Origin of the sequence: Aquimarina intermedia (assembly GCF_008124785.1) — a bacterium.
Lineage (GTDB): Bacteria > Bacteroidota > Bacteroidia > Flavobacteriales > Flavobacteriaceae > Aquimarina > Aquimarina intermedia.
On record NZ_VNHU01000003.1, the window covers coordinates 338,393 to 362,613 of the forward strand.

General features: G+C 36.4%; 28 protein-coding genes. 19 read left to right on the forward strand and 9 right to left on the reverse strand.

Going from position 1 to position 24,221, the window contains the following annotated elements:
• Nucleotides 1-75: 75 nt before the first annotated feature.
• The 16 genes from BD809_RS06870 to BD809_RS06945 all read left to right on the forward strand — a co-directional run bounded on the left by BD809_RS06870 (nucleotide 76) and on the right by BD809_RS06945 (nucleotide 11,669).
• Nucleotides 76-1,386 carry an MFS transporter gene (locus tag BD809_RS06870; RefSeq protein WP_394348846.1) on the forward strand — a complete coding sequence of 437 codons (1,311 nt, stop codon included), beginning with the start codon at nucleotides 76-78 and terminating at the stop codon, nucleotides 1,384-1,386.
• Nucleotides 1,387-1,487: 101 nt separating this feature from the next.
• Nucleotides 1,488-1,649 (forward strand): DUF1328 domain-containing protein, encoded by a 162-nt coding sequence (locus tag BD809_RS06875; protein ID WP_148782230.1) that lies wholly within the window; start codon nucleotides 1,488-1,490, stop codon nucleotides 1,647-1,649.
• A gap of 72 nt (nucleotides 1,650-1,721) precedes the next feature.
• Nucleotides 1,722-2,204 (forward strand): lipocalin family protein, encoded by a 483-nt coding sequence (locus BD809_RS06880; protein WP_148782231.1) that lies wholly within the window; start codon nucleotides 1,722-1,724, stop codon nucleotides 2,202-2,204.
• Nucleotides 2,205-2,223: 19 nt separating this feature from the next.
• Complete coding sequence (locus BD809_RS06885; RefSeq protein ID WP_148782232.1) at nucleotides 2,224-2,919, forward strand: OmpA family protein; 696 nt, start codon at nucleotides 2,224-2,226, stop codon at nucleotides 2,917-2,919.
• Between the two features lie 80 nt (nucleotides 2,920-2,999).
• Entirely contained in the window at nucleotides 3,000-4,127 is a 1,128-nt protein-coding gene (locus BD809_RS06890; protein WP_148782233.1) for an NAD(P)/FAD-dependent oxidoreductase, read from the forward strand.
• A complete protein-coding gene (locus BD809_RS06895) occupies nucleotides 4,121-4,837 on the forward strand; it encodes a methyltransferase domain-containing protein (RefSeq protein WP_148782234.1) in 717 nt (238 codons plus the stop codon). Before BD809_RS06890 ends, BD809_RS06895 begins: the two co-directional genes overlap by 7 nt.
• 33 nt (nucleotides 4,838-4,870) lie before the next feature.
• A complete protein-coding gene (locus tag BD809_RS06900) occupies nucleotides 4,871-5,923 on the forward strand; it encodes a type III polyketide synthase (protein ID WP_148782235.1) in 1,053 nt (350 codons plus the stop codon).
• A gap of 30 nt (nucleotides 5,924-5,953) precedes the next feature.
• Nucleotides 5,954-6,745: an SDR family oxidoreductase gene (locus tag BD809_RS06905; protein WP_148782236.1), complete on the forward strand. Its 792-nt coding sequence runs from the start codon at nucleotides 5,954-5,956 to the stop codon at nucleotides 6,743-6,745.
• A gap of 14 nt (nucleotides 6,746-6,759) precedes the next feature.
• Nucleotides 6,760-7,206: a 3-hydroxyacyl-ACP dehydratase FabZ family protein gene (locus BD809_RS06910; RefSeq protein ID WP_148782237.1), complete on the forward strand. Its 447-nt coding sequence runs from the start codon at nucleotides 6,760-6,762 to the stop codon at nucleotides 7,204-7,206.
• Nucleotides 7,203-8,477: a beta-ketoacyl-[acyl-carrier-protein] synthase family protein gene (locus BD809_RS06915; protein WP_148782238.1), complete on the forward strand. Its 1,275-nt coding sequence runs from the start codon at nucleotides 7,203-7,205 to the stop codon at nucleotides 8,475-8,477. The genes BD809_RS06910 and BD809_RS06915 overlap by 4 nt, the downstream gene beginning before the upstream one ends.
• An 18-nt stretch (nucleotides 8,478-8,495) precedes the next feature.
• On the forward strand, nucleotides 8,496-8,750 hold the full coding sequence (locus BD809_RS06920) for an acyl carrier protein (protein ID WP_148782239.1): 255 nt from the start codon (nucleotides 8,496-8,498) through the stop codon (nucleotides 8,748-8,750).
• Nucleotides 8,747-9,337, forward strand: a complete 591-nt coding sequence (locus tag BD809_RS06925) for a 4'-phosphopantetheinyl transferase family protein (protein WP_148782240.1) — start codon at nucleotides 8,747-8,749, stop codon at nucleotides 9,335-9,337. Before BD809_RS06920 ends, BD809_RS06925 begins: the two co-directional genes overlap by 4 nt.
• Nucleotides 9,338-9,435: 98 nt before the next feature.
• Nucleotides 9,436-10,137, forward strand: a complete 702-nt coding sequence (locus BD809_RS06930; protein WP_246131449.1) for a nitroreductase family protein — start codon at nucleotides 9,436-9,438, stop codon at nucleotides 10,135-10,137.
• 48 nt (nucleotides 10,138-10,185) lie between these two features.
• The gene (locus tag BD809_RS06935) at nucleotides 10,186-10,815 is read left to right on the forward strand and encodes an NADPH-dependent F420 reductase (RefSeq protein WP_148782242.1); all 630 of its coding nucleotides are present in this window, start codon (nucleotides 10,186-10,188) and stop codon (nucleotides 10,813-10,815) included.
• A 4-nt stretch (nucleotides 10,816-10,819) separates the two neighbouring features.
• Nucleotides 10,820-11,200 (forward strand): hypothetical protein, encoded by a 381-nt coding sequence (locus BD809_RS06940; RefSeq protein ID WP_148782243.1) that lies wholly within the window; start codon nucleotides 10,820-10,822, stop codon nucleotides 11,198-11,200.
• A 1-nt stretch (nucleotide 11,201) separates the two neighbouring features.
• Nucleotides 11,202-11,669 (forward strand): nucleoside deaminase, encoded by a 468-nt coding sequence (locus BD809_RS06945; RefSeq protein ID WP_148782244.1) that lies wholly within the window; start codon nucleotides 11,202-11,204, stop codon nucleotides 11,667-11,669.
• 91 nt (nucleotides 11,670-11,760) lie between these two features.
• Here the strand turns inward: BD809_RS06945 and BD809_RS06950 are convergent, their stop codons facing one another.
• From BD809_RS06950 to BD809_RS06965, 4 genes are all read right to left on the reverse strand, one after another.
• A complete protein-coding gene (locus BD809_RS06950) occupies nucleotides 11,761-12,219 on the reverse strand; it encodes an arsenate reductase family protein (protein WP_148782245.1) in 459 nt (152 codons plus the stop codon).
• A gap of 16 nt (nucleotides 12,220-12,235) precedes the next feature.
• The gene (gene hpf / locus BD809_RS06955) at nucleotides 12,236-12,538 is read right to left on the reverse strand and encodes a ribosome hibernation-promoting factor, HPF/YfiA family (protein ID WP_148782246.1); all 303 of its coding nucleotides are present in this window, start codon (nucleotides 12,536-12,538) and stop codon (nucleotides 12,236-12,238) included.
• 20 nt (nucleotides 12,539-12,558) lie between these two features.
• A complete protein-coding gene (locus BD809_RS06960; protein WP_148782247.1) occupies nucleotides 12,559-13,458 on the reverse strand; it encodes a mechanosensitive ion channel family protein in 900 nt (299 codons plus the stop codon).
• Between the two features lie 86 nt (nucleotides 13,459-13,544).
• Nucleotides 13,545-14,498 (reverse strand): TerC family protein, encoded by a 954-nt coding sequence (locus tag BD809_RS06965; RefSeq protein ID WP_148782248.1) that lies wholly within the window; start codon nucleotides 14,496-14,498, stop codon nucleotides 13,545-13,547.
• Between the two features lie 281 nt (nucleotides 14,499-14,779).
• Here BD809_RS06965 and BD809_RS15560 point away from each other — a divergent pair, with 281 nt between their 5' ends.
• Together BD809_RS15560 and BD809_RS15565 are read left to right on the forward strand one after the other, a co-directional pair.
• Complete coding sequence (locus BD809_RS15560; protein ID WP_170251779.1) at nucleotides 14,780-14,926, forward strand: hypothetical protein; 147 nt, start codon at nucleotides 14,780-14,782, stop codon at nucleotides 14,924-14,926.
• Between the two features lie 12 nt (nucleotides 14,927-14,938).
• Nucleotides 14,939-15,097 (forward strand): hypothetical protein, encoded by a 159-nt coding sequence (locus BD809_RS15565; protein ID WP_170251781.1) that lies wholly within the window; start codon nucleotides 14,939-14,941, stop codon nucleotides 15,095-15,097.
• Between the two features lie 727 nt (nucleotides 15,098-15,824).
• Here the strand turns inward: BD809_RS15565 and BD809_RS06970 are convergent.
• From BD809_RS06970 to BD809_RS06990, 5 genes are all read right to left on the reverse strand, one after another.
• A complete protein-coding gene (locus BD809_RS06970) occupies nucleotides 15,825-16,052 on the reverse strand; it encodes a hypothetical protein (protein ID WP_148782249.1) in 228 nt (75 codons plus the stop codon).
• A 407-nt stretch (nucleotides 16,053-16,459) separates the two neighbouring features.
• The gene (locus BD809_RS06975; protein ID WP_148782250.1) at nucleotides 16,460-17,794 is read right to left on the reverse strand and encodes a RelA/SpoT domain-containing protein; all 1,335 of its coding nucleotides are present in this window, start codon (nucleotides 17,792-17,794) and stop codon (nucleotides 16,460-16,462) included.
• Nucleotides 17,795-18,027: 233 nt separating this feature from the next.
• Nucleotides 18,028-18,318, reverse strand: a complete 291-nt coding sequence (locus BD809_RS06980; RefSeq protein WP_148782251.1) for a type II toxin-antitoxin system RelE/ParE family toxin — start codon at nucleotides 18,316-18,318, stop codon at nucleotides 18,028-18,030.
• Entirely contained in the window at nucleotides 18,305-18,562 is a 258-nt protein-coding gene (locus BD809_RS06985) for a type II toxin-antitoxin system ParD family antitoxin (RefSeq protein ID WP_148782252.1), read from the reverse strand. Before BD809_RS06985 ends, BD809_RS06980 begins: the two co-directional genes overlap by 14 nt.
• Nucleotides 18,563-18,652: 90 nt before the next feature.
• Nucleotides 18,653-19,252: a DUF6642 family protein gene (locus BD809_RS06990; RefSeq protein WP_148782253.1), complete on the reverse strand. Its 600-nt coding sequence runs from the start codon at nucleotides 19,250-19,252 to the stop codon at nucleotides 18,653-18,655.
• An 869-nt stretch (nucleotides 19,253-20,121) separates the two neighbouring features.
• Between BD809_RS06990 and BD809_RS06995 the strand changes: the two genes are divergently transcribed.
• Entirely contained in the window at nucleotides 20,122-24,090 is a 3,969-nt protein-coding gene (locus tag BD809_RS06995) for an FG-GAP-like repeat-containing protein (RefSeq protein ID WP_148782254.1), read from the forward strand.
• Nucleotides 24,091-24,221 lie beyond the last annotated feature (131 nt).

Consider the following 24,221-nt stretch of genomic DNA (forward strand, 5'->3'; position numbering starts at 1 on the left):
GCTACGTTAATAATATTATTTCTATTTTAGAAGCTGTTTTGAAACTATCAAAACAGCTTTTTTAATTTATATATGATGAATTCTAGAGTATTGCCCAAAGGGCATAAAACCTTATTAAACGCGTGGGCTTTTTACGACTGGGCTAATTCTGTGTACAGTTTAACAATTGTTTCTGCTGTATTTCCGATCTTTTATGGATCTCTTTTTACTAAGAATGAATTGATAACCGTATTCGGATACGCAATTCGCAGTACGCCTTTGATAACCTATGCCACCGCCATTGGATTTTTAATTGTGGCTATTACCTCTCCAATTTTGTCGGGAATTGCAGATTATATTGGGAATAAGAAGGTTTTTATGAAATTCTTTAATTATTTGGGCGCTTTTTCTTGTATCGCACTTTTTTGGTTTAGTAAAGAACATATTTATTTTAGTCTCACGTTTTATATATTAGCCTTAGTAGGATATTGGGGGAGTATAGTTTTTTATAATTCCTATTTACCTGATATCGCACATCTGGAGCAACAGGATAAAATAAGTGCCAAAGGATATTCATTAGGATATATTGGGAGTGTTATCTTATTATTGATAAACTTAGCAATGGTTATGACTGCTGTGACGGATACTGCTCGAATTGATGCCATGAAACTATCATTTATTATGGTAGGCGTGTGGTGGATTGCTTTTAGTCAATTCTCCTACTATTATTTGCCCAAGGGCAATAAGGGACATTCATTAGATCGTAGTGTCCTGTTCAAAGGATTTAAGGAATTAAATGCGGTAAGAAAAGGGTTAACGGCAAATATTCCGTTGAAACGTTATCTGATAGCCTTTTTTGTATATAGTATGGCCGTTCAAACGGTTATGTTGGTTGCGACCTATTTTGGAGAACAAGAGATTGACTGGGGTGGCGATGGTAACAAAACCATGGGGTTGATTGTAAGTATTTTATTGATTCAGATTGTAGCTGTGGGCGGAGCTATTTTAACCTCCAGATGTTCCAAAAGATTTGGTAATATTACTACCTTGATAGGTATTAATGTTATTTGGTTAGGGGTTTGTGTATATGCGTATTTTGTAGAAACCTCAATGCAATTTTACGTCACGGCAGGTGTGGTCGGACTAATTATGGGAGGAATTCAGGCGCTTTCACGATCTACGTATTCAAAATATTTGCCCGAAACCGAGGATACCACCTCTTATTTCAGTTTTTATGATGTGGCAGAAAAAATTGGTATCATCATCGGAATGGGAATCTATGCAACTGTAGATTTGATCACCGGTAGCATGCGCAGTGCGGTTATTTTCTTAGGTATCTTCTTTATTTTAGGAATTATAGGGTTGTTAAGAGTTCCCAGGCTTGAACTAGTTGCGGAAAAAAATTGAAATTAAGTTTTGTTAACAAATCAGCGTTAATGTTTTATAATATTTGTTTCATCATTTTAGGATGACAGTATATTCGTGATATAAAATCAAACTATAGTATTATGTTACGCTGGACCATTATATTTATAATTATTGCCATTATTGCAGGAATTTTAGGTTTTGGAGGTATCGCTTCCGGAGCTGAAAGCATTGCAAGAATACTTTTCTATATCTTTCTAATTCTATTTGTACTCTCGCTTGTCAGCCGATTATTTAGAAGATAATACAAATACTATTTTTAAAATGGATACGTTTTAGTATCCGTAACTATTTACAAATTTAACTAACCAAATTTTATGAAAAAGATTTTATTATTAACCTTAGTCGCGCTTGCAGTGATCTCTTGTAGTCCTACGCAACGTACTATTAATTCTGCAAAGAAAACGTTGAAAGGTTCCTGGTCACTGGATAATATTTCCTACAGCCGATCAGGTATTTTTGAAGTTACCTTGTATGATGACGCTTCAGCTGAGTGCCTTACCGGTTCTACCTGGAGATTTATACCAAACAATAATACGGGTACTTATGATGTAAATCGTGACGCATGTATGCAAATGGGAGCTCGTAATTTTAGATGGACCATTCCTACTCCTGATGCTAATGGGGTGTATAGCTTTATGTTCAAACCTATTAATGAAAAAAAGAAGAGCATCAATAATAATAAAGGATACCGTATGACGCTGGAAAGTTTGGATGAAACTACGATGACCTGGACACAAACAGTAAGTTTAGAAGGAAAGCCTTTTGTTATAACCATGAATTTTAATAAAATACAATAACCATAAATTGAATATTTCGATGAGAACATATATAAGAAAAATAGTGACGGTACTAACAGCGGTCGCATTACTATCAAGTTGTGATAGTATTAAAAACGCCAATAATACTCAAAAAGGTGCTGTAATAGGTACTGCCGGTGGAGCTGTGATTGGTGGTGTTATCGGTAACAACGTTGGTAACAAAGAAAATTCTGTATTAGGTGCCATAATTGGTGGTGTTGTAGGTGGAGTTGCCGGAGGCGTTATCGGGAAGCAAATGGATAAACAAGCCCAAAAAATTGAAGAAGAGATTCCGGGAGCCGAAGTTACACGTGTTGGTGAAGGTATCGACGTAGTATTCGATGAAAATAGTGGCGTTTATTTTGATACAAACAAGCATAATATTAATGCTAAGTCAAGAGCTACCTTGAATAAACTAGTAGGGATTTTTAAGGAATATCCCAACACAAATTTATTGGTTGAAGGACATACAGATAGTACCGGTGATGATGCATACAATATGACATTATCCAAAAAAAGAGCAAATGCTGTAACAAGCTATTTAATCTTACAAGGAGTTGATAGTGGTCGTTTCAAAACATTATGGCATGGTGAAACAATGCCAAAATACGATAATTCTACAGCAGAAGGACGTTCAAAAAACCGTCGTGTGGAGCTCGGTATTGTAGCAAACGAAACTATGATTCGCGAAGCTGAAGAGCAAGTAAAACAATAGTAAGGAAATTTAGGAATATTTTAATCCCGATTGTAATGATCGGGATTTTTTTATGCTTAAAATTCAGTATCTTCATACCAATGAATCGTAAAGATCAAGTCATAGTAATTGGTGGGGGATTAGCAGGATTAACTAGTGCAATACACTTAGCAGGGCAGGGTATATATGTACAACTCTTCGAGAAAAACACATATCCCACTCATAAGGTATGCGGCGAATATATTTCAAATGAAATATTACCCTACTGGAATACTTTAGGTATCGATGTCAATATACTACACCCCACACAACTGGATGAAGTTCAAATTTCTACTAAAAAAGGAAATATATTACATAGTACACTTCCTTTAGGTGGATTTGGTGTGAGTCGATACAGCTTAGATCATCACCTATATGAGCTAGCCAAAGCTTCTGGAGTAGTAATTATACAAGATCAGGTGTTAGATGTTCGTTTTGATACAAATAAGTTTCTTGTAACGACTAAAAGTAACGGACTTTTTAATGCAGCGTATGTGATTGGCGCTCACGGAAAACGTTCAGGTTTGGATAAAACACTGGGGCGCCCTTTCATTCAAAGAAAATCACCTTGGCTGGCAGTCAAAGCGCACTATTCTGGTATATTCCCTGATAACCTCGTAGCGCTGCATAATTTTGAGGGTGGCTATTGTGGGATCTCCAAAATCGAAGATGATAAGATAAATGTATGTTATTTGGTAAATTTTGAAAGTTTTAAAAAATATCAAAATCTAAATGATTTTCAAGATCAAGTCTTGTGTGCGAATCCACATATACGCGAATTTTTTGAGCAGGCTCATTGTTTATTTGATCAACCGCTATCAATAAGTCAGATTAGTTTTGATCGCAAAAGTCTACTTCATAACCACATATTTTTAGTGGGTGATGCGGCGGGAATGATTCACCCCTTGTGCGGTAATGGTATGGCAATGGCGATTCAAAGTGCTCAGCTACTATGTCAGATTTTAGTAAATAGTTTTAAAGGGGAGACACAAACGAGTGAAGCGATAGAAAGTGCTTATAAAAAGGCATGGAAGCACCAATTTTCGAAACGATTAGCAGCTGGCAGAATCTTACAATCCATAGTTCTGAATCCGTATTTACAAGAGTTCGGATATGCAATAGGCGCATCGTTTCCGGCAACCATACCCGGTATTATTAAACAAACACACGGAAAGGCAATACTATGTTAATCAATACCCAACATAGAAGTACTGAAGAAGAAATCATGGATTCCTTTGATCTGCAGGGAACAGCGCTCAAGAAAACGTTGCAAGATCTTGCATCCATCAATAGTTGGCTGGGAGGAACATCTATAACGGTAGACGGAGTATTATCAGTAATTAAGTCAAACCCTAAACAAGCAACGTATACGATAGTTGATATGGGCTGTGGCGACGGACATATGTTGCGTGTGTTGGCAACTTTAGGAAAAGAACGTGGGTATAGTTTTAAGCTTATCGGTATTGATGGCAATGCTCACACGATTCGTATCGCAAAAGAGCTATCCTCTGACTATCCTGAAATTGAATGGTATGCACAAGATTTTTTGACCACACCGGATGCAAAAGAGAATGCGTATGATATTATATTGTGTACGCTGACACTGCATCATTTTAAAAAACCTGAACTTCTTCATGTGACCAATCAATTCATAGCTATAGCAAAAATAGGAGTAGTCATAAATGATTTACATCGCAGTGGCACGGCCTATTATTTATTCAAATTTCTGTGCGTTTTCTTTATTAGAAACCCTATAGCGCAAAAGGATGGAGCTATTTCGATATTGAGAGGTTTCAAAAGAAGCGATTTGGAGCAATATGCCAAACAAATTAATGGTGCGCATCATCGAATACGATGGCGATGGGCATTTAGATTTCAATGGATTTTGATGAAAAAATAAAATTAAGTTTAAAAGTATTAATACCAATATAATTTGAGTGTAAAAATTACCGGAGTAGCTAAAGTGCTGCCTCCATACGAACGAACAACAGATGAGATCCTGCCTTTTGTGTCACAATGGCTCGAGGGACAGGAATCTAGATTTAAACGCAAAGTGCTAAAAATATTTGAAAATGCGGCGGTTGATAAACGTTATGGGATTATGAGCATAGATGAAGTATTTACGGCTACTTCATTTGAAGAAAAGAATACAATGTATGTTCGTGAAGTTAAAAAAATAGGAGCTCAGGTGCTTCAAAAAGCATTGCATGAGCAACAGTGGGCTCCAGAGTCATTAGATTATATTATCACCGTAAGTTGTACGGGTATCATGATACCATCCTTGGATGCATACCTTATTAATGAACTGAGACTACGTCAGGATATTGTGCGGTTACCGGTTACAGAAATGGGATGTGCTGCAGGAGTTTCAGGGATTATATATGCCAACAATTTCTTAAAGGCCAATCCTGGGAAACGTGCTGCTGTAATCGCGATTGAAGCGCCTACGGTAACTTTTCAGCATGAAGATTATAGCATGACGAATATTGTAAGTGCTGCTATCTTTGGTGATGGCGCTGCTTGTACCTTATTGTCATCAGAAGAAGATGCTACCGGTCCCAAAGTTTTGGGAGGCTCTATGTACCATTTTTATGATGATACACAAATGATGGGGTTCGAACTTACGAATACCGGATTACAAATGGTTTTGGATAAAATGGTTCCGGAAAAAATTGCAACACATTTTCCTGATATCATTTATCCTTTTTTAAAATTGTATGACAAAGAAATTGAAGACATCGACCATTTAATTTTTCATCCGGGAGGTAAGAAAATTGTACAAACCGTAGAAGCACTTTTTGGAGATTTAGGAAAGAATATCGATGATACCAAAGAAGTTTTGCGTCAATATGGAAACATGAGCAGTGCCACCGTATTATATGTGTTAGAACGCTTTATGAAAACACAAAAAGAACCGGGAGCATTGGGACTTATGTTAAGTTTCGGACCCGGATTCTCTGCACAAAGGGTTTTATTGGAATGGTAATCATTAGTAAGAAATTAAGAACAGCATACGATGTATAAAGATTTTGAAGGTAACAATGATTGGGCACTGATTCTAGGCGGAAGCTCCGGAATTGGGTTGGCAACAGCTCAGAAATTAGCGCTACATGGCATGCATATTTTATGTATCTACCGCAATCCTAAAAGTGAATTTGAGGCAATAGAACAGGAATTTGCAGGTATTCGTGAAAAAGGAGTACAGTGTGTGGGCGTTAATACAGATATTTTGGATCCAAAAAAAAGAGAACAAACTGTTCAACACATCAAAGAGGTTATTGGCGAAGGAAAAATTAAAACCTTGCTGCATAGCGTAGCTAAGGGAAATCTAAAACCTATGGTTGATGCTCCGCACGAATTAAAGAATGATGATTTCAAATTGACCATTAATGCGATGGGTATCAGCTTGTATGATTGGGTGAAAGCTGTTTTTGAAGCTGGTATCTTTGCAAAAGATGCCAGAGTATTGTCTTTTACAAGCGAGGGAAATACCAAGGCTTGGAAACACTATGCAGCTGTATCCGCTGCAAAAGTAACACTCGAAGCCATTACCCGAAGCATTGCATTCGAGTTTGCACCCTATGGTATAAAAGCAAACTGCTTACAACCCGGAGCGGTGGATACCGCCTCCCTTCGTATGATTCCGGGATCAGACCGTTTAATAGAACACAGCTTGCTGCGTAATCCGTACAACCGACTTACTACTGCAGCAGATGTGGCTAATGTGGTCTATCTTTTTTGTAAGGATGAAGCAGCCTGGATCAATGGCTGTATCATTCCGGTTAACGGGGGAGAACATCTTCAATAAATATCGAATTCATTATGTTAGATTCAGCTGCCTTACTTCAACAACTCCCGTATTCAAAACCTTTCCTATTTGTAGATGAGATTACAGCGTTAACCGATACGAGGATCGAAGGTACCTACACTTTCCGAAAAGATGAATATTTTTATAATGGACATTTTAAGAATCATCCGGTCACACCAGGGGTTATTTTAACCGAATGTATGGCACAAATAGGACTGGTGGCTTATGGTATCACGTTGTTACCTGAAGGAACCGATGTAGCTTCGTTAAAGATCGCATTTACGTCTAGTCAGATGAATTTTTATCATCCTGTTTATCCGGGTGAAACCGTGAAGGTGAAGGCTACAAAACAATATTTTCGTTTCGGTAAGCTACAATGTGATGTAGCGATGTATACCGAAGATGAAACATTGGTAGCAAAAGGAGTACTGTCAGGAATGTTTAAAATAGAATGCAAATGAAAAAACGTGTTGTTGTTACCGGATTAGGAGTGGTTGCACCCAACGGAATAAACGTCAATGAATTTAGCGAAGCGATACAGCAGGGTGTAAGTGGTATTCAAAAAATAAATGCACTTTCAGAATTAAATTTTTCTTGCCAAATAGCTGGTTTGCCGATATATAAAAAAGAATACTTGAATAATTACTTTACCTCAATCGAACAGCGGGGCTTACAAGCCAGCGGACTAGAATATGGTGTCATCGCGGGTATGGATGCTTGGCGGGATGCCGGTTTAGAGGTAGCACAGGATGGTGATCCCTTGTGGCATGCCGGAGTGATTTTTGGCACCGGTATTTTGGGGACCGAAAAGTTTAGAGAAGCCATCTATAAAGTAGATGACGGGAAGGTACGGCGCTTAGGAAGTACGACGGTAACGCAAACAATGGCCAGTGGTATCAGTGCTTTTCTGGGCGGTAAAATTGGTTGTGGGAACCGAGTAACCACGAACTCATCGGCTTGCACTACGGGAACTGAAGCTGTTATGATGGCTGTTGAGCATATTCAGCGTGGAAATGCAGAAGTAATGCTGGCAGGAAGCACCAGTGACAGCGGACCTTATGTCTGGGGAGGTTTTGATGCGATGCGTATTTTACCATATGAATATAATGAGACTCCAAAACAGGCTTCACGACCTATGAGTGCAGATGCCTCCGGATTTGTACCGGGCAGTGGTGCAGGGGCGTTGGTAGTAGAAAGCTTGGAACATGCTTTGGCGCGCGGAGCTACGATTTATGCTGAAATAATAGGGGGTGCAGTTAATAGTGGCGGACAACGACAGGGGGGAAGCATGACCGCTCCCAACAGTATTGCTGTACAACGATGTATAAAAGAAGCCTTAATCGATGCTGATATAAACGCAGATCAAATTGATGCGATTAATGGACATCTAACAGCAACGACCAAAGATCCAGAAGAGATAAGGAATTGGAGCGAAGCCTTAGAACGTTCTGGTGAGGATTTTCCTTTGATAAATTCAGTTAAGAGTATGACAGGCCACTGTTTGGCTGCCTCAGGAAGCATTGAGTGTGTAGCGACGGTATTGCAATTAAAGGAGGATTTTATCTTTGGAAATATCAATTGTGAGCAGCCACATCATGAAATTTTGAAGCTGATTGATACCACCCAAATTCCAAAAAAGACACAGTATCAAAAGTCACAAATAATTGCTAAAGCCAGTTTTGGCTTTGGTGATGTAAATGCATGTATTATCTTTAAAAAGTATAACCGCTAACGGATTTAAACCAATCAAATGGAAAAGAAACTTTTACTAACAAAATTAAAAGCCATTGTAGCACCTTATGTTCAGAATCCAAAAGGATTGGAGCGGCTAAATGAGGACACCAATTTTCTTAGAGATCTAGAAATTAATTCTGCCAATCTTGTAGATGTAGCGTTGGATGTCGAAGACGAATTCGGAATTGAAATCGATAATGATTCCATGGAAAGAATGCTAACTGTAAAAGCGTCTATTGAGGTTATTGAAGCAAAATTAGCTGCAAAATGATCGGAAATGATTTGGTGGATTTGGTAGCTGCCAAAGCACAAAGCAACTGGAAACGTTCCGGTTGGCTGAGCAAAATTTTTACTGCACAAGAACAAGATCAGATCTTGCAGGCTCCATCTCCGGATCGTATGGTTTGGCATCAATGGAGCCGAAAAGAAGCAGCTTATAAGGCACATCAACGTGTTTACAATCACGTACCAACATTTAATCCTATACAGATTGACACCACTGATCCGACATTTGTACGAGTCGGAACGAACGTTTACAAGACTACCACCACACATCACAATAATCGTATTCATAGTACAGCCATTATCGCTACTGAGACGGCAGCTATATCTCAGTTACTATTTGAGCGTACGGACAGCGATTACAAAACGATACTACTAAGTAAACTAGCCAAGGCTTTTACCGTAGAAGCATCCCAGCTTATACTTTCCAAAAATAAACAGGAAATTCCGCAGTTGGTGTGTCAAACTACGAATCAATTTATTCCCATAAGTATAAGTCACCATGGAGCATTTGTAGCATGCGTCTGGATGCTACCCAAATCATTCTCTAAACAAGTGACTCCATTTGAAGCTTAGTATTAGTATTGGATCGTTAAAACTTTATAAAAGAGTTTCTTAAAGTCTATTAAAAAGTTTAACTCATGGTTTCTATTTTCTTAAATTGAAAAGAAAAGATGGTCAATCAATCCTTGGATGGTGACCATAAAACAAAGAAAAAGAAAACTATGAAAACATTAGAACAAACCGATCAAGAAACACCCACTAAATTCAATATTTTACCTATTCTCAGTGAACGTCATAGTCCGCGGGTTTTTGATGATACTCCGGTATCCGAGGTAGAGCTGCGTAGTCTTTTTGAAGCCGGACGTTGGGCTCCAAGTTGCTATAATTGGCAGCCATGGCGAACGATTTGGGGGATTAAAGGTAGTAAAACATATGATCGTATTTTTGACTGTTTAGATAAATTTAATCAATCTTGGGCCGGTAATGCTCCGGTATTATTAATTAACGCTTTCAAAAAAACAACCCCGGAAGGAAAAGAAAATTTTCACGCCTTGCATGATTTAGGTTTGTATATGGGAAATGTGTGTGCACAAGCGCAACATCTTGGACTCGCCGTACATCAAATGGCAGGATTAGATCATAAAAAGGCTCAAAAGGAATTTAAATTTCCTGAAGAATATCATGTGGCAACTGCGGTAGCGATAGGGTATTATGGTGGAGATCCGGATGTATTGCCCGAAGATTTGAAGGAAATGGAAGTAAAAACGGAGCGCGAACGCAAAATGCAACGTGAATTCACCTTCAACGGAGATTTTATGGACGAAGAAGGACTCAATTCTTCAAATCAGGAAACACTTGATACCGATAACTAGAGGAGATAGGAGATAGCACACATTTTTAAAATTTAAAGAATCAAAACAATGAAAATAGGCGTCATAGGAAGTGGTAATATAGGAGGAAATTTGGGAAAACATTGGGCCAAAGCAGGTCACGAGGTACTGTTTAGTTCCAGACATCCCGAACAATTGAACGACTTGGTAAAAGAGGCAGGAGGGAAGGCAAAAGCGGTAAGTGTAGAAAAAGCATTTGAAGCCAATGCAGATGCGTATGTGCTGGCCATGCCTTTTAAAGCTATAGATCAGTTATCCGAATTATATGCTGGAGAATATGGAAATAAAGTCATTATCGATGCCACAAATCCGTATCCCGAACGAGATGGTGAGATGGCTCAGGAAGTGAGAGATTCCAATCGAAATGCTTCAGAATATACGGCCATGAAATTCAGCACTGCTAAAACGGCTAAAGCTTTTAATACCATCCACGCAGAACATTTGAAGGAACGTGCTTTTAGAAATTCAGAAAAATTAGCCGTTCCTTATGCCGCACAGGATCAGGAAAGTAAACAAGTCACTCAAACCTTGATTGAAGATATTGGGTTTGATGCTGTTTACGTAGGGGATTTAGGCAAAACCAATATAATGGATCCTGATCAGAAGATTTATGGAAAGTCCATGGATCGACAACATCTAGAAGATCTTATAAACTCATAAAATCATGAAAACTCTATTCACAGGAATTCTTATCTTTTTAGCTGTACAGACTTACAGTCAAAATCCGTATACACAAAACTCGGATGCAGAAATGGAAGCGCATGCCAAAGAACTGGCAGATTGGTATAATGATGAGCTTGGATTTACCGAAACACAATGGTTGCAATTTGAACGAAAAGTCGAAGAACATCTTATCAACGAAAAAAAGATTCGGAACAGTCAGCTAAGTATCAAAGAAAAAATAGCTGCGCTCAAGGAAAATTATTATGCTGAGACGCAAGGGATGAATGACATACTTACGCAACCACAGATGGAGGTGTATCGCAGAGTCAAGCAGAATTATCAAAAGATTGCACCTGTGGTAGTAGACAGTACAAATTATTAATATGGAGCGAGAAGAAAATCATATCTATTTTATGCAACGGGCTATAGCTTTAGCCAAAAAAGGTGCAATTACTGAAGGGGGAGGCCCATTTGGCGCGGTTGTGGTAAAAAACAATCAAATTTTAGCAGAAGCTTTCAATGAAGTCAAGGGCAAAGGAGATTGTACCCAGCATGCCGAATTAGCTGCTATACAAAAAGCATGTGCCATAATGGAGTGTGATGCACTTGAGAATTGTATTTTATATACCAGCTGCGAACCCTGTATGATGTGCTTAGGTGCTAGCTATTGGTCAGGATTTAAGGCTATTTATTACGGAGCCTCAGCTGCAGATGCCAAAGCATTCGGGTATGTATACAGTGATATGTACTATAGTAGTGATATGGAAGAAAGACATTCAGAATTCAATATGAAACAGCTGTTGAGCGAACAAGCGATTAAAGTTTGGGAATCTCAACTGGAGACTACATAATATACACGCCGATTCTGCTATGGTGTTTAAAAAAAACGCCTATTGACTCTGTTCGATAGGCGTTTTTTAGTACATAATTTTAGATCAAAAATTACTCGTCTATAAAATTTTCATCTTTTGTAGTTCGGGTTGTCGTTGGTTCTTCGCCAACCGGCTTCTTTTCTATCCCGGCAGAATCTACATCAAAGAATTTTAGCACTTCGGTAGCCGTAACAATTTGTTTTGCACGTTCCCCCATAACAGCTATTGGATCTTTAATAACCTGTGGTGTTTTAGCAATAATCTTTAACCAATCATTAGGTTCTAAATCTGCATGCTGAATTTCTTTACTAATATCCGGATGTTCTTTATCAATTAACTGATCTACAGTTTTACCAACCATCTCCGCCAAATCTGTCCAATGCGTGGGTGTCGGATTTTGCTTCGTTATATCCACCAAGCTAATTGGCTGATCTGAACTTTGTACATAGCCCGCAGTTTGCTTACCGGTACTCGACTCAGAAGAGTAATAGAGGGTTAATTGTCGTTCATTTTTTGCTATTGTCGCCATGCTCATAGACTCGATTTTAATGTGTATTCATCTTTTCTTTTCGTTTTGACAGTTGTCGCTGTAAATCATTCACAGTTTCAGCCAAGGCGGCTTCAAAATTCTTAGAATTTGACTCCGCAAACAAACGAGGACCCGGAGCGCTAAGACGAATACTACAAATCATTCCTGTTTCATCAGACGAAGTGTTTTCAGTTTTGAAGAATACATCTCCGCGAATAATAAAATCATATTTATTTTCAAGTTTATCAAGTTTTTCTTGTGCTAACTGTTCTAGACGCTTGCTTGCTGTCACATCGTGATACTCAAAATTTAATTTCATAGTTTATTTTAAAATTAATATTATTTGTTCTCTAGTTTTTCTTTATTAATACGCAATGGGAAATCAGCTTCACCACGGTACAATTTGATTTCCTGTATATCTGCAGGCATATAGTATCCGGCTTCTTCGAGTGCCTCTTTTACATTACGTACGACGTTTCCTTTAGTAATCAACGCCATTCGCCTAAAATCTTTGGTATCTACCCAAAAGTAAACCTTCAGATTTACGGTGCTGGTAGCCAATTCATCTTCGATTACAAAATTTTCATGTTCTGCATCTTCAATAACGTTTGGCTCCTTCCGCAGGGCTTCTAATACGGTTCTCTTTGCGCCTTCGATATTATCTTCGTAAGCGATTCCGATAATAAAATCCCAGCGAAAAAATCCATCTTCGGTATAATTAGTTACAGGATCGGTCAGAACATCACTATTAGGGATATACACATCTTTTCCATCAAAAGTTTTTAACTTAGTATATCGAAATTCTAAGGCCTTCACCTTACCAAAATTGTCTCCAATCTCTACCGTATCATTTACATCAAAAGGACGATTAAATGCTAAAATGATACCTGCGATAAAATTTTCACCAATATCTTTAAAGGCAAATCCTAATACTACCGCACTGGCCCCTGCAGCGGTCAAAATACCTGTAGCGATAGCACCTAATCCGGCGGCACGTAAGGCTAACATAATCATGATTACAATGAGCGAATATTTAATGGCTTGTCCTAAAAACCGGCTCATTAAAGGGTCGTGCGTACGATTCGAAATTCTGCTTGTAGCAAATCTGCCGATCCAAGAGCCGATGACTACCCCAATGATAATAATTAAAATACCTAAACCAATACCCGGCAATTGTGTGATAAAATCGTTGTAAAAATTGACCAGCGCATCCGAAAAGGTCTTGGTAGTTTCGTTCATAGGTATTTTTTTTAAATTTAAAGGAATAGCTAATCATTATGAGTTAACCATTTGCTAAAGTTCTAATAAGAATGTAATAATTGCAATTATTTAGGTATTTCTTTTGGAGTAGCCGGTACTACTAAGGAAGCTATGATTCCGCTACCTAAGGCTATTGCTATAATTAACAGCGAAATCCATTCTTGAAAATGAACATAATGCGATAATAACATTTTGATCCCCACAAAAGCCAAAATGGCCACGAGACTGTAGTGTATATATCTGAATTTTTCAAGCATCCTGGAAATCAAAAAGTACATCGATCGCAAGCCGAGAATGGCCAAAATATTGGAACTGAATACAATAAACGGATCTGCGGTAATAGAAAGTATGGCCGGAATACTGTCTAGGGCAAATAAAATATCGGTAAACTCAATGACAATCAGTGCCATAAAGAGGGGAGTAGCGATACGTTTGCCCATACGATTGACAAAAAAACTATTTCCATGAATGACATTGACTACCGGAAGCACTTTACGCAGTTGTCTGTAAATAAACATATTACGCGGATTGAACTGCGTATCTTCGGATTTATACATCTTATAAGCAGTGTATAAGAGAAAGACACCAAAGACGTAAATAATCCATTCGAATTTATTGATAAGAGCGACCCCAAAGACAATCATAAGCGCTCTAAAGATAATGGCACCTAAGATTCCCCAGAAAAGCACACGGTGTTGGTATAGCGGCGGAATGGAAAAAGCACCAAAGATCACGGCAATAACAAAAACGTTATCAATACTTAGGGATAATTCTATTAAATAGCCGGTTAGGTACCGAATAACGGCATCTTGCGGAGTCAATTGCGTAGGATTCTCAAGCATTTCTGAAGCAAACAGCCAATAAATAATACCCGAAAAAGCCAAAGCAATGGATACCCAAATGGAAGTCCATATGGCAGCTTCTTTAGACTTAATAATATGCGCTTTGCGGTTAAAAACACCCAGATCGAGTGCCAGAAAAAATAAGATAACGGTTATAAAAACGCCCCAGACAATCATATGTAAATTTTGAAGCTAATATCGGAGATTTGAACAGATCCCAATGACCTCTTAATTATACTTTAACGCTTTAGTTCGTATAAAATATTGTTAAACGACCGCAAGTAGAAAAAGCGGTTTAATGTATATAAAAAGAAGAATTACCAATTTAAAGTTAAAACGACCGGAGCTAACTAGGTGTTATACAGTTTTTAACAAGTCACGTTAAGGTATACACAAAAATTACAATGATATGCAAGAGATGCTATAATTTTGAGAAAACAATTTAAATCATTTCACACATGACACAACATACAGGGCTTAAAATCGATGAAGGCAAGAAAAATACAAAGATTAAATTTAACCGCTTAACGGCAGCTGATTTTGAAACGAATACGTATCAATCTACATCAACCAAGTTGCCAAAAGCGTACAGTGTTCATTTATAAAAACAGATTGCTATGAGAAATTCAAAGGAAAGAACTCACGCAGACTTTCAGGATCGCTATCGGAGATCTTCTAATTTTGGTTATCGTATCAAAGGGAAGAAATTCGAGATTCTTGAAAATGGGGAATTGAGTTTGGAGAAAGACGACAATGAAACGGACATTAGTGCATAACAAACCAAAGTTTGCATATAATGAGCTAAGAAGAAGGGAACTCTTTTCTTCTATAATTCTATTTTACATAATATAAATTATAGAACATTTCGATAGCAATTAGCGTAATACCGCTTTTGAGCGCTATTTGACATAATTGCAGATATAATGACACCGCTAGGTGTTTAATATCGTCAGCAATTATGACAAGCTAATTGCGGTATGTTTAGTTAGATTGCTTTTTTTAGCTACCGTTTTACATCACACTAGTTTATTATTTGTAGCAATCCTGTCAAGCGCCTTGTGGCATTAATATATCGAATCAATTATATTGATATGTTGAAACTACTTATCGCTTCGCCATAAATAAACTTTCACAGCAAAAATCTTTGATCTAACAATCGATTTATACCCAGCTTTATACTATTACCTAACACATACTAAACCCGCGTAGCTTTGATTTGGATTATTTAAGGAGCTTATAGCCTCGTCTAAATCGCATAAACTGGCCTATAATATAAAAATTTGTAAATACGCGATTCTCAGGGATTGGTGTTTTTGGTTATGTTTGTTAATTAGGAAGTTTTTGGAAGAAATTTTTAGGCGTATTATAAGTCACGTATTTGATCAATCATGCGTGAAAAAAGTTTTTATGCGATTCTCGTTAAGGTTCACGCTAAAGTTTTAAATTAATCTATGAGATATTTTCTATACACTTGCTATTATTCTGCTATGATTGAACTATAAATCATTTGGATTCCTTAAATTCTTTTATAGCTTGACAAACTCTATAAAATTCCCCTTTCAAAGCCCAATCATTAAGATTATTTAAATTGTCTTCATCCATATCGTTTATTTCAATTATTATTTCATCAACATTTTTTTCTTGTAAATATTCTAACAATTTTCTTTTGGCAACTTCAGCTGCATCCAATAACGCATTAATTGTTCTGTCGTGTTCTTCCTTATTTATCATTTCTTTTTACATAAATTAAGTGTAATTTAAATCTTTTTTCTTAATAAAAAAAGAAAGAACCTGCCCGAACGGACCTTTTGCGGTAGCCCAGTAAGTCATGCAGGCAGGCGGGAAAATCAAGGCTGCACACGGGCAATCGTTAAGAAAATACACCCAAAGTGTGTTTTTAGTGAAGCAGCGAGCTGGCGGGTTGGCGAAACAATTAACGGCTCAATCGCTATATTTTAGAAAACATTGTAACAAATTAATAATACTTTGAATTAGCTTTAAACATTAGAATTATCAGCAATATGTATAACTAGACCTCTAAAATATGTACGCTCTATCCCCTATTGTTTTTGCAAAGTTTTCTGAGTTCTAGTTAAATATTGAGATTCTAGTTTACATTATGTTGATGTTGTAAACAGTTAATTTGTTGTAAATTCAACGGTTAAAGCTTTCAAACGTTTTTTGACACGCCTTGAATGCTTTCTGAGAAATTTCCGATTTCTTAGATTAAAAATAGATTTATTGCCTTGTATTTCAAAAATATCTTTCATAAATTCTCTATGCGATTTCCCTTTTTTCTTTAATTCGCTCTCTATTTCTTTCCTTAATGCTTTTTGTTTTCTGGTTGATATCTTTCTGTTACTTGATAATATAAGTTTGTCATTGTTTGATTGATTCACAAATATTTCTTCAGCGCTTGTAAAAATTTGAAAAATCGCATTTGCCTGTAATTCTTCATAAGTTCTGAAAATTTTACGAAATCTTGACTTATTATTTATTTCTAATGCTTCTATCGCCAATTCTTTGATTATAGCCTCAATATCATTCATAAAATTATGGTATGACAAAATATAGTTTGCATATGCTATACTTATCTGTTCGAATGAAGGTTTGTGTATAGCTGTTAGAACGATTAATGCATCTTGATTCTTCTTATATCTCTTAAAGTATTCTTCTTCTGCTTTATTATAATCTGTAAATCCTTCTAGTTTAGGAATTGAATTTGAAGATGATTCTATAAGAAAATATCGACTTCTTGGTTTTACTTTTATCCATTGTTTCTTGACCTCATTATTGTTGTTTCTGAAAACTTCAGAAAGCTTAGTTATGTAATTATATTTATCAAGAACCGAATAAATATGTTCAGCTTGTGATGTTGATAAATCTATTTCTCTTGAGATTAAGGCATGAAATTCTCCGAGCTCTAAATTATTTTTATAACCTAGTTCTTTGAGACGTGTATCATAAAGCAAATCCGTTATCTCAACTAAGGTTGCCCAATTGTGAGCTTCTATAGTTCTCAATTGAACTTCTATTCTCTTTCCTTCTTTAGGGTCTTTAACATAAATATGAACACCTTTATATTCTATAGGTTTAGGGTTTTCATTATAATCTCTAATTTTACCACTTATTTCAAAATTAGAAATTATGGAGTCACGAATTTTATTTAATTGTGTTTCAGTTTTTACAATAATTCTAATACCTGCGATATCCCCCATTCTATTTAGATGCATATCGGGGTTTCTTAGGACTTTATTAATAATTGTCTTAATTCGTTTAAGCCTAAACGCTATAATACCTTGTCTATCTACTCTGTTTTTTATTTGAGTTAATGCATTAAATGTTTCGCTTAAGGGATGAGTAAAAGATTTGCGATATTCTTGAAGTAGTTGGAGATCGTTTTCATTTAAGGTTCCATTGCTCTCAACGATTTTATCACCTAATCTTCTTATATCACCACCAGTATAAGTCATAAATTACTTTTCCTATATTTAGAAATTAGAGAATAAAAATAATGTTATTGATTTAATTACGTATTACGTTTTGAAGTAAAATTAAATAGTTTAAATAAAATATAATTATCCCACATGTATTAGGCTTCCCTCCTAAATCATCTTGGCTATGTTTGATACAGCCCGGGATAGTATATAAGATGTTTTTGTAAACTTTATAATCTGGATGTTTGATGTACTAAGATACTTGAAGACTATAAATTCTGTTCATAATCCATGCTTTGGTTTACTACACGAACAATCAAAATATCAATATCTGTTGCCAAATAAAAAACCGTATGTGATTTATAAGAAAATCGTTTTAATAATAGCATAAACTCCGATGCATCACGTCCAAGAATAGTATTGTCTGCTAAGACTTGAAACAGCATATGCATACCTAATACGTATTCTTTGGCTTGTTTAAACCCAAATGTTTCGATGCCATACTCATACATTTTGGCAAGATCCATCTCTGCCTTTCGTGACACTTTATAAACGCCCATCTGCTCGCATACGTTCTTCGACTTCTTTCATAATATCCGGAACAGATTTATCACTAATACCACTATCCATTCCTTCAGTTATAGCAGCTTTAAGTGCTGAGAACTTTGCTTTTTTTGCTTGGTCACGCCGTACTAAATCACGAAGATACTCACTATCATTTGTGAACTCTCCTGCCTTGATTTGGGACTTGATCCACTTATCTTGCTTCTCTGTAAATGTGATCGTTTTTCTAATTGTTGACATAATCAATTGTTTGAATAATCATACTATTGGTGTAATATACAATATTCATTAAATATTTCAAAATAAAGAACTACTAAGTAAGATCTTGGTTTAGTAATACAATCTAAAATCAAGTAGTTTACAGGCTTTATAATGTTTTTGATGTAATTCTTCTACAACAGTTAACATATTCTCATCTTCTTTAAATAAGTTAAAAAATGCTATATCAAGATTTGAGCTAGTTACTCCATTATATTCATTTCCATACCCGGAAACACCTTTTGCGCCAGCGATATCCAAAAAATATTGTGCTTCTTCTTCATTTAAATCTAGAACTTTTGCGTTTGAAAAATGTAAAATCTTTCCTTTTAATCTCCCTTCAAAAATCTCTGGAATTTCTTGTAGACTATAATAGTAGTCATTTAAACAAATACTATTTGCTTCACCTGTTATAACGAAGTAGATTATTTCATAGTTTTTAAAATTATGATCATCCAAGATCAATGTATTTAAACTAGTTTCTAAACCTTCAATGGTGTCGCATGTTTTGTAAATACTAGCTACCTCGTATTGCGAGGTCAATTTATCTAATTCTTTTTGTGCTTCGGTAACCTTGTCTGTTTCTATATCATGAACCGCTTCTAAACAGTAAATGAAATAATCTGTATCTATTACTTGTTCTTGGGGTAATTGTTGTCTTTTCTCTAACAAATTTTCAGGATTAATGCTACGTATATATAAAGCAAAAATAATGTAACTCTTTTATTCTTTTTTACCATTCCATATAAAATACCTAGTAACTATAAACGATTTTAAAATTTCAAATCCACACCTAGTATTCGAGTTGATAAAAAATACTAAACTAGCATATGATAATCCATTCCATACATATGTACTCATTCCTTGTTATTGTTTAAGAAATCATGAACCGTAATGGTTTCACTACCCTCCTGCCTATTCCTAGCCGTAACATCTCGAAGCTTTCAATAATTGATTCACAGAATCAATTATAAAAAATCGTGGCACATATCTCACAAGCTGTATTTGTTCTTAACGATATTCAGTACTCCAGTCATTGAACTTTTAAATTTTCGATTCTCGTGGATTTAGAATTTTAGGTTTACAAGGAAGTCAAGTTATTTGGAACTATAAGTAGTCGTTGAGTACGGGATATTTTCAAAGATTGAGAATCTTTGAAAATAGTAGCGAATTGATGCTGCTAGGTCGCTTATGCGCTCGATTGTTTAATTAAAATATAATTACTGATGCACTCATTTTTAAAACACAACAAAGTAAAAAAACCTAAATATTAGAGAAAAACCCTCTAAATATTTGGGGGGAAACCCTATCAAAAAAGAGGAATTTTCCTCTTGATTTCAATGATAACATAACCTAATATAGCCTTTCAAATAGTTTATTATTATTATCTGTACTTACAAGTATTATGATGTCCAATAGAATCGTCTGTTATTACCTTTTTAATCAGCAAGTTATTTGTTAGATAACAATCTGACTAGAAAATAAAACTAGGAATGACTTCAAAATAGTAATAAAAATATGAACTCTAAAAAACGACTATCATGAGAAATATTATCAGCGTATTAGTATTATTTTTAGTTTTTCCTTTTGGTTCAAATTCACAATCCATAACATCTGTAAATCCTTCGGCTCAACGGGTTCATGATTATATTGAACTTATAGGTTCTGATTTTGGAAATTCTCAAGGTAATAGCCTCGTAAGTTTTACCGATGGAACAGACATTTGGAGCGCGGGAACAGCATATATATGGAGAGATAATTATATAAAAATAAGAGTGCCGGTAGGTAAACAAAATGGAGGGTCAACAGTGCCTATGTCTTCATCTCCATTGCAGATATATGTTGATAAAACGCCAGGCACTTCAAACACCCTAACCTTTCAAGTATTAAAAATACTAAACCCTGAATTAGAATTTAGACAACTGACTAATATTACTGGCAGTCATGAGGATGTATCAACTGTGTTAGGTGCTCCAAATTTGAATTCTGCACGAACAAAAGACGCAGAAGTAGCTGATATTAATTATGATGGATGGCCAGACCTTACTGACAATAATTCTAATAATGAACAAAATAATTCTCATTCTGTACTACGGCTCAATGCCCGTGACAAATCATTTACTGCAATCAAACTAGAACCATTAAACTCTGGAGATACTGGCACCTTTGCTACCGAAATTACTCCAAGTGGAGATTTTTTTGAAGATCATACGAGTTATGATTCTGATTATGCTGATATTAATGGAGATCGCTATCCTGATCTTATACAAACCGCTGCAAATAATACAGGAGGATCTGATCATCGTATTCGTTTGTTAATTAATAATAGAGACAATATTCCCGGTCAATTTAGCGAGGAAACGGCTTTAAGGATGCCAGCGAATGCCTTTGGAAGTATAGGCTGCCCTGATGATATTGATCATGTAGATATGGATCAAGATGGTGATATTGATTTTGCAGTAACCTTGAGAACAAGTGTGGGATTTTGTGACGGTGAAACTTCTGAAATACGCGTTTTTGAAAATACAGGAAATGGTTTTTTTGCTGCACCAATAATTATACAAAGTCGTAATGGAAACTCTACACATGATGTGCTGTGGTTTGACGCTAATCATGATGGATTTTATGATATCATTGCCGCAAATGAATGGAATAATATTGATTTTAATGATACCGATGTTCAAGTCCAGCTATTTCTTAATGATGGGAACAATAATTTTTCAGAAAATCAGATATTCAATATAGCTGCTACTACGGCTGAACAGGCTGATTTTAATGGTGATGGGTTAATGGATTTTGTAGCAGGAAGAACAGAAGTTAAAGTATTTTTAACACGCGCTGATAGCCCATGCCTTACAAATCCAGCAGCCCAATGTACGTTTGATGAAGTCGTAATTCAACCATCCGGTGGGAACAATCCATTTTACGACTTAGAACCCGGTGACATTAACAATGACGGTTTTGTCGATATTGTTGGAGCCAGAATCTTGGATAATGCTGAAAATGTTCCTATTTATATTAATGATGGTAGTGGTACATTTACTGAGATCACAGGAGGTAATTCTTCAACTGTTTTACCTGATCATTTTGGCACCTACCAAAGATTGTCTGCCGATATGTTAGATTTTGATTTAGATGGAGATTTAGATTTATATTTAACTGGGCAAGATGGGCCTGAAGACGAGGCACCCTCAGGAAGTGGGTTTGGTCGTGGACCAAATCAGTTTTATGAGAATCTTACTATTGGGTTAGATATCGTATATCCGAAATCTGGTAACGCAGCGTATGCAGGATCTGCTACTGGAGGTAGAAAAGTATTGATAAATATACGTGCTAATGTTGTTGTAGAAGATTTAGTACCGTCTGACTTTATTATAAAAGTTAATGATGTTCAACTTGATCCATCAGCAACCGTAACTGGCTCACAAATAGAGCAAGAATACTGGCTATTAGTACAAATGCCAGCGAATGCTGACGGTTTATATTCTTTAGAAGTAGCACTTGCCGATGACCCGCTAATAGCTGATATTGAGCTAGGGGCGCTGGAATACGCTGAAGAACGGCTTTTTGATAGGTCATTATCGATTGATCGAACGACATCAATGCTTTACAATTCAGTTACTGAGGTGTTCGAAACTGAAAAAATGGATGCGGCTAAAGCAGCGGCAAACTTTTTTATCAATCTTTCTGAAGATAGTGATAAAATTGCCGTCACCTCATTTAAGCGAAATCTTGATGATGGTGACGGTATTATTGAACAAAACGAAATGGCACGAACAGATTGGACAATGACAGACGCTTTTGACACTTCTACGTCAACAGATAATCGAGGTCTTGCTATCGATATTGTAAACAATATGCAACCTGATGGCACTTATTTTCCGTATCAAACAACCATTGGTGCAGGACTCGTAGAAGCACTCACAGAGCTACAGGATAATGGGAATACCAACCATGAATGGGAAATGGTATTGTTATCAGATGGTATAGAAAATTTAGCACCCTTTTGGAAAAAGGTTGAATCTGGCCCACCAATTGTTTTACCGATTAAGCCAAATGTTTTAGCCGCCGATCCGAATGTAAGGGTCCATACTGTGGCTGTAGGACAAGATGCTGATGCGCTACTCCTCATGGAAATTGCCGATGAAACGGGAGGTCAATTTTTTAACTTGTATGAAGGGACTGCTTCATATGGATTGATAAGTAGGTTGGCTTCGGTCTATAAATATATTGACGAAGAAATGAGAGGAGAACAACGATTTCATTATAAAGAAGAGGTTCCTGACCCAATTATAATACAGAAATCACCTTTTAATATGCAACATAATGCGGTGTCGCATCAAAAACTTATCAGAGTAGATTCTCTTTATGTTCCTAATGGTTTTGAATCTATTTCTGTAGGATTTCATTGGAATAAAAAGTTCGCTATTGAACAGGTTGTTTTATACGACCCAAATCTAGTTGCAATACCCCCTAACCCACCGGTTCAAACCATTCAATATGACCCGAGCCATAAGATTTATAAAATACGTGATCCTCAACCTGGATGGTATTATTATACTGTTGAACTAGGAACTACAGATCCGTTCGAATTTATGATTATTGGTTCTGGTATTACAGATTTATTGGCCTTGGGAAAAAAGGGCACGATATCTGAGATTTCACCAGGATTTTATCAAATTCCTTTAAGAGTCGTTGTAGGGGATTCAGAACCTGTTTTATTTTGCAATGTATCAGGTGATGTTGTTTTGCCAGACAAAACGCATGTAGCCATCAATCTAAAAGATGATGGGGTTCATGAAGATGGTCGGAATAGCGATGCTATTTATGGTGAACTTTTTAAACATTCTATGCCAGGAGGTTATTTTGCAAATATTACCGTTGCTGGAGTATCTTCTTTAAATGAAACATTTACACGACATCTCTATCTATCCTGGACATTTCCTGGCTTGGAGCAAGATCCAGACGAACCAGAGGAAACTGATGACCCGAATGATGGTGGACTAACCAATTGGCCAGGAGGGGATCCAAAAAATAAAGATATTCTTTGGGGATTCCACGTAGGCTCTTCTCATCCATTAGGGAAGTTTAATAGCTATGCTGATGCTAATATTCACTTGCGGCTAGACGCTACATATTCAATTAAACCACATTTAAATGCTGTATTAATGGCTGGTTTCAGCCAGTTTACAACGGATTTTTCATCAGGACTTGACAATACTTGGTGGACAAATCTCTCAGTAAATGCGCAAATATATACAAATATGTCATCTGGTTGGTTCAGTTATGCTCAAGCAGGTTCCGGCTATTATTGGAAAAAGTCTGGAAGCGGTTCCAATGTGGGTATGAATATTGGCGTTGGTGGTATTGTACCTTTAGCTTCTGGACCATTTGCGATTCGATTTGGTGTTGATTATCATCGTGTTTTTAATGACAATAATGTGGATTATTTGACGGCTCAATTGGGTGTAATGTGGCGAGTAAAAAACCGCACCAAAAGAAATAAGTAGTTATCTCATAAAATCTGATCAGATAGAGCTATCTAAATGAATATGGCAAAATCCTCTGTAAAAATTACAGAGGATTTAATTCTTAGTAAAAATCTACTTATACTAAGAGGGATTATTCTTAATAGTATTTA

Coding starts and splice junctions, on each gene's coding strand:
- BD809_RS06935 (WP_148782242.1), top strand. CDS start 10,186: ATGAAAATAGGCGTCATAGGAAGTGGTAATATAGGAGGAAATTTGGGA.
- BD809_RS06945 (WP_148782244.1), top strand. CDS start 11,202: ATGGAGCGAGAAGAAAATCATATCTATTTTATGCAACGGGCTATAGCT.
- BD809_RS06985 (WP_148782252.1), bottom strand. CDS start 18,562: ATGTCAACAATTAGAAAAACGATCACATTTACAGAGAAGCAAGATAAG.
- BD809_RS06875 (WP_148782230.1), top strand. CDS start 1,488: ATGTTACGCTGGACCATTATATTTATAATTATTGCCATTATTGCAGGA.
- BD809_RS06870 (WP_394348846.1), top strand. CDS start 76: ATGAATTCTAGAGTATTGCCCAAAGGGCATAAAACCTTATTAAACGCG.
- BD809_RS06895 (WP_148782234.1), top strand. CDS start 4,121: ATGTTAATCAATACCCAACATAGAAGTACTGAAGAAGAAATCATGGAT.
- BD809_RS06995 (WP_148782254.1), top strand. CDS start 20,122: ATGAGAAATATTATCAGCGTATTAGTATTATTTTTAGTTTTTCCTTTT.
- BD809_RS06980 (WP_148782251.1), bottom strand. CDS start 18,318: ATGGGCGTTTATAAAGTGTCACGAAAGGCAGAGATGGATCTTGCCAAA.
- BD809_RS06915 (WP_148782238.1), top strand. CDS start 7,203: ATGAAAAAACGTGTTGTTGTTACCGGATTAGGAGTGGTTGCACCCAAC.
- BD809_RS06960 (WP_148782247.1), bottom strand. CDS start 13,458: ATGAACGAAACTACCAAGACCTTTTCGGATGCGCTGGTCAATTTTTAC.
- BD809_RS06970 (WP_148782249.1), bottom strand. CDS start 16,052: ATGATAAATAAGGAAGAACACGACAGAACAATTAATGCGTTATTGGAT.
- BD809_RS06930 (WP_246131449.1), top strand. CDS start 9,436: ATGGTCAATCAATCCTTGGATGGTGACCATAAAACAAAGAAAAAGAAA.
- BD809_RS06925 (WP_148782240.1), top strand. CDS start 8,747: ATGATCGGAAATGATTTGGTGGATTTGGTAGCTGCCAAAGCACAAAGC.
- BD809_RS06975 (WP_148782250.1), bottom strand. CDS start 17,794: ATGACTTATACTGGTGGTGATATAAGAAGATTAGGTGATAAAATCGTT.
- hpf (WP_148782246.1), bottom strand. CDS start 12,538: ATGAAATTAAATTTTGAGTATCACGATGTGACAGCAAGCAAGCGTCTA.
- BD809_RS06950 (WP_148782245.1), bottom strand. CDS start 12,219: ATGGCGACAATAGCAAAAAATGAACGACAATTAACCCTCTATTACTCT.
- BD809_RS06910 (WP_148782237.1), top strand. CDS start 6,760: ATGTTAGATTCAGCTGCCTTACTTCAACAACTCCCGTATTCAAAACCT.
- BD809_RS06905 (WP_148782236.1), top strand. CDS start 5,954: ATGTATAAAGATTTTGAAGGTAACAATGATTGGGCACTGATTCTAGGC.
- BD809_RS15560 (WP_170251779.1), top strand. CDS start 14,780: ATGACACAACATACAGGGCTTAAAATCGATGAAGGCAAGAAAAATACA.
- BD809_RS15565 (WP_170251781.1), top strand. CDS start 14,939: ATGAGAAATTCAAAGGAAAGAACTCACGCAGACTTTCAGGATCGCTAT.
- BD809_RS06920 (WP_148782239.1), top strand. CDS start 8,496: ATGGAAAAGAAACTTTTACTAACAAAATTAAAAGCCATTGTAGCACCT.
- BD809_RS06940 (WP_148782243.1), top strand. CDS start 10,820: ATGAAAACTCTATTCACAGGAATTCTTATCTTTTTAGCTGTACAGACT.
- BD809_RS06890 (WP_148782233.1), top strand. CDS start 3,000: ATGAATCGTAAAGATCAAGTCATAGTAATTGGTGGGGGATTAGCAGGA.
- BD809_RS06880 (WP_148782231.1), top strand. CDS start 1,722: ATGAAAAAGATTTTATTATTAACCTTAGTCGCGCTTGCAGTGATCTCT.
- BD809_RS06965 (WP_148782248.1), bottom strand. CDS start 14,498: ATGATTGTCTGGGGCGTTTTTATAACCGTTATCTTATTTTTTCTGGCA.
- BD809_RS06885 (WP_148782232.1), top strand. CDS start 2,224: ATGAGAACATATATAAGAAAAATAGTGACGGTACTAACAGCGGTCGCA.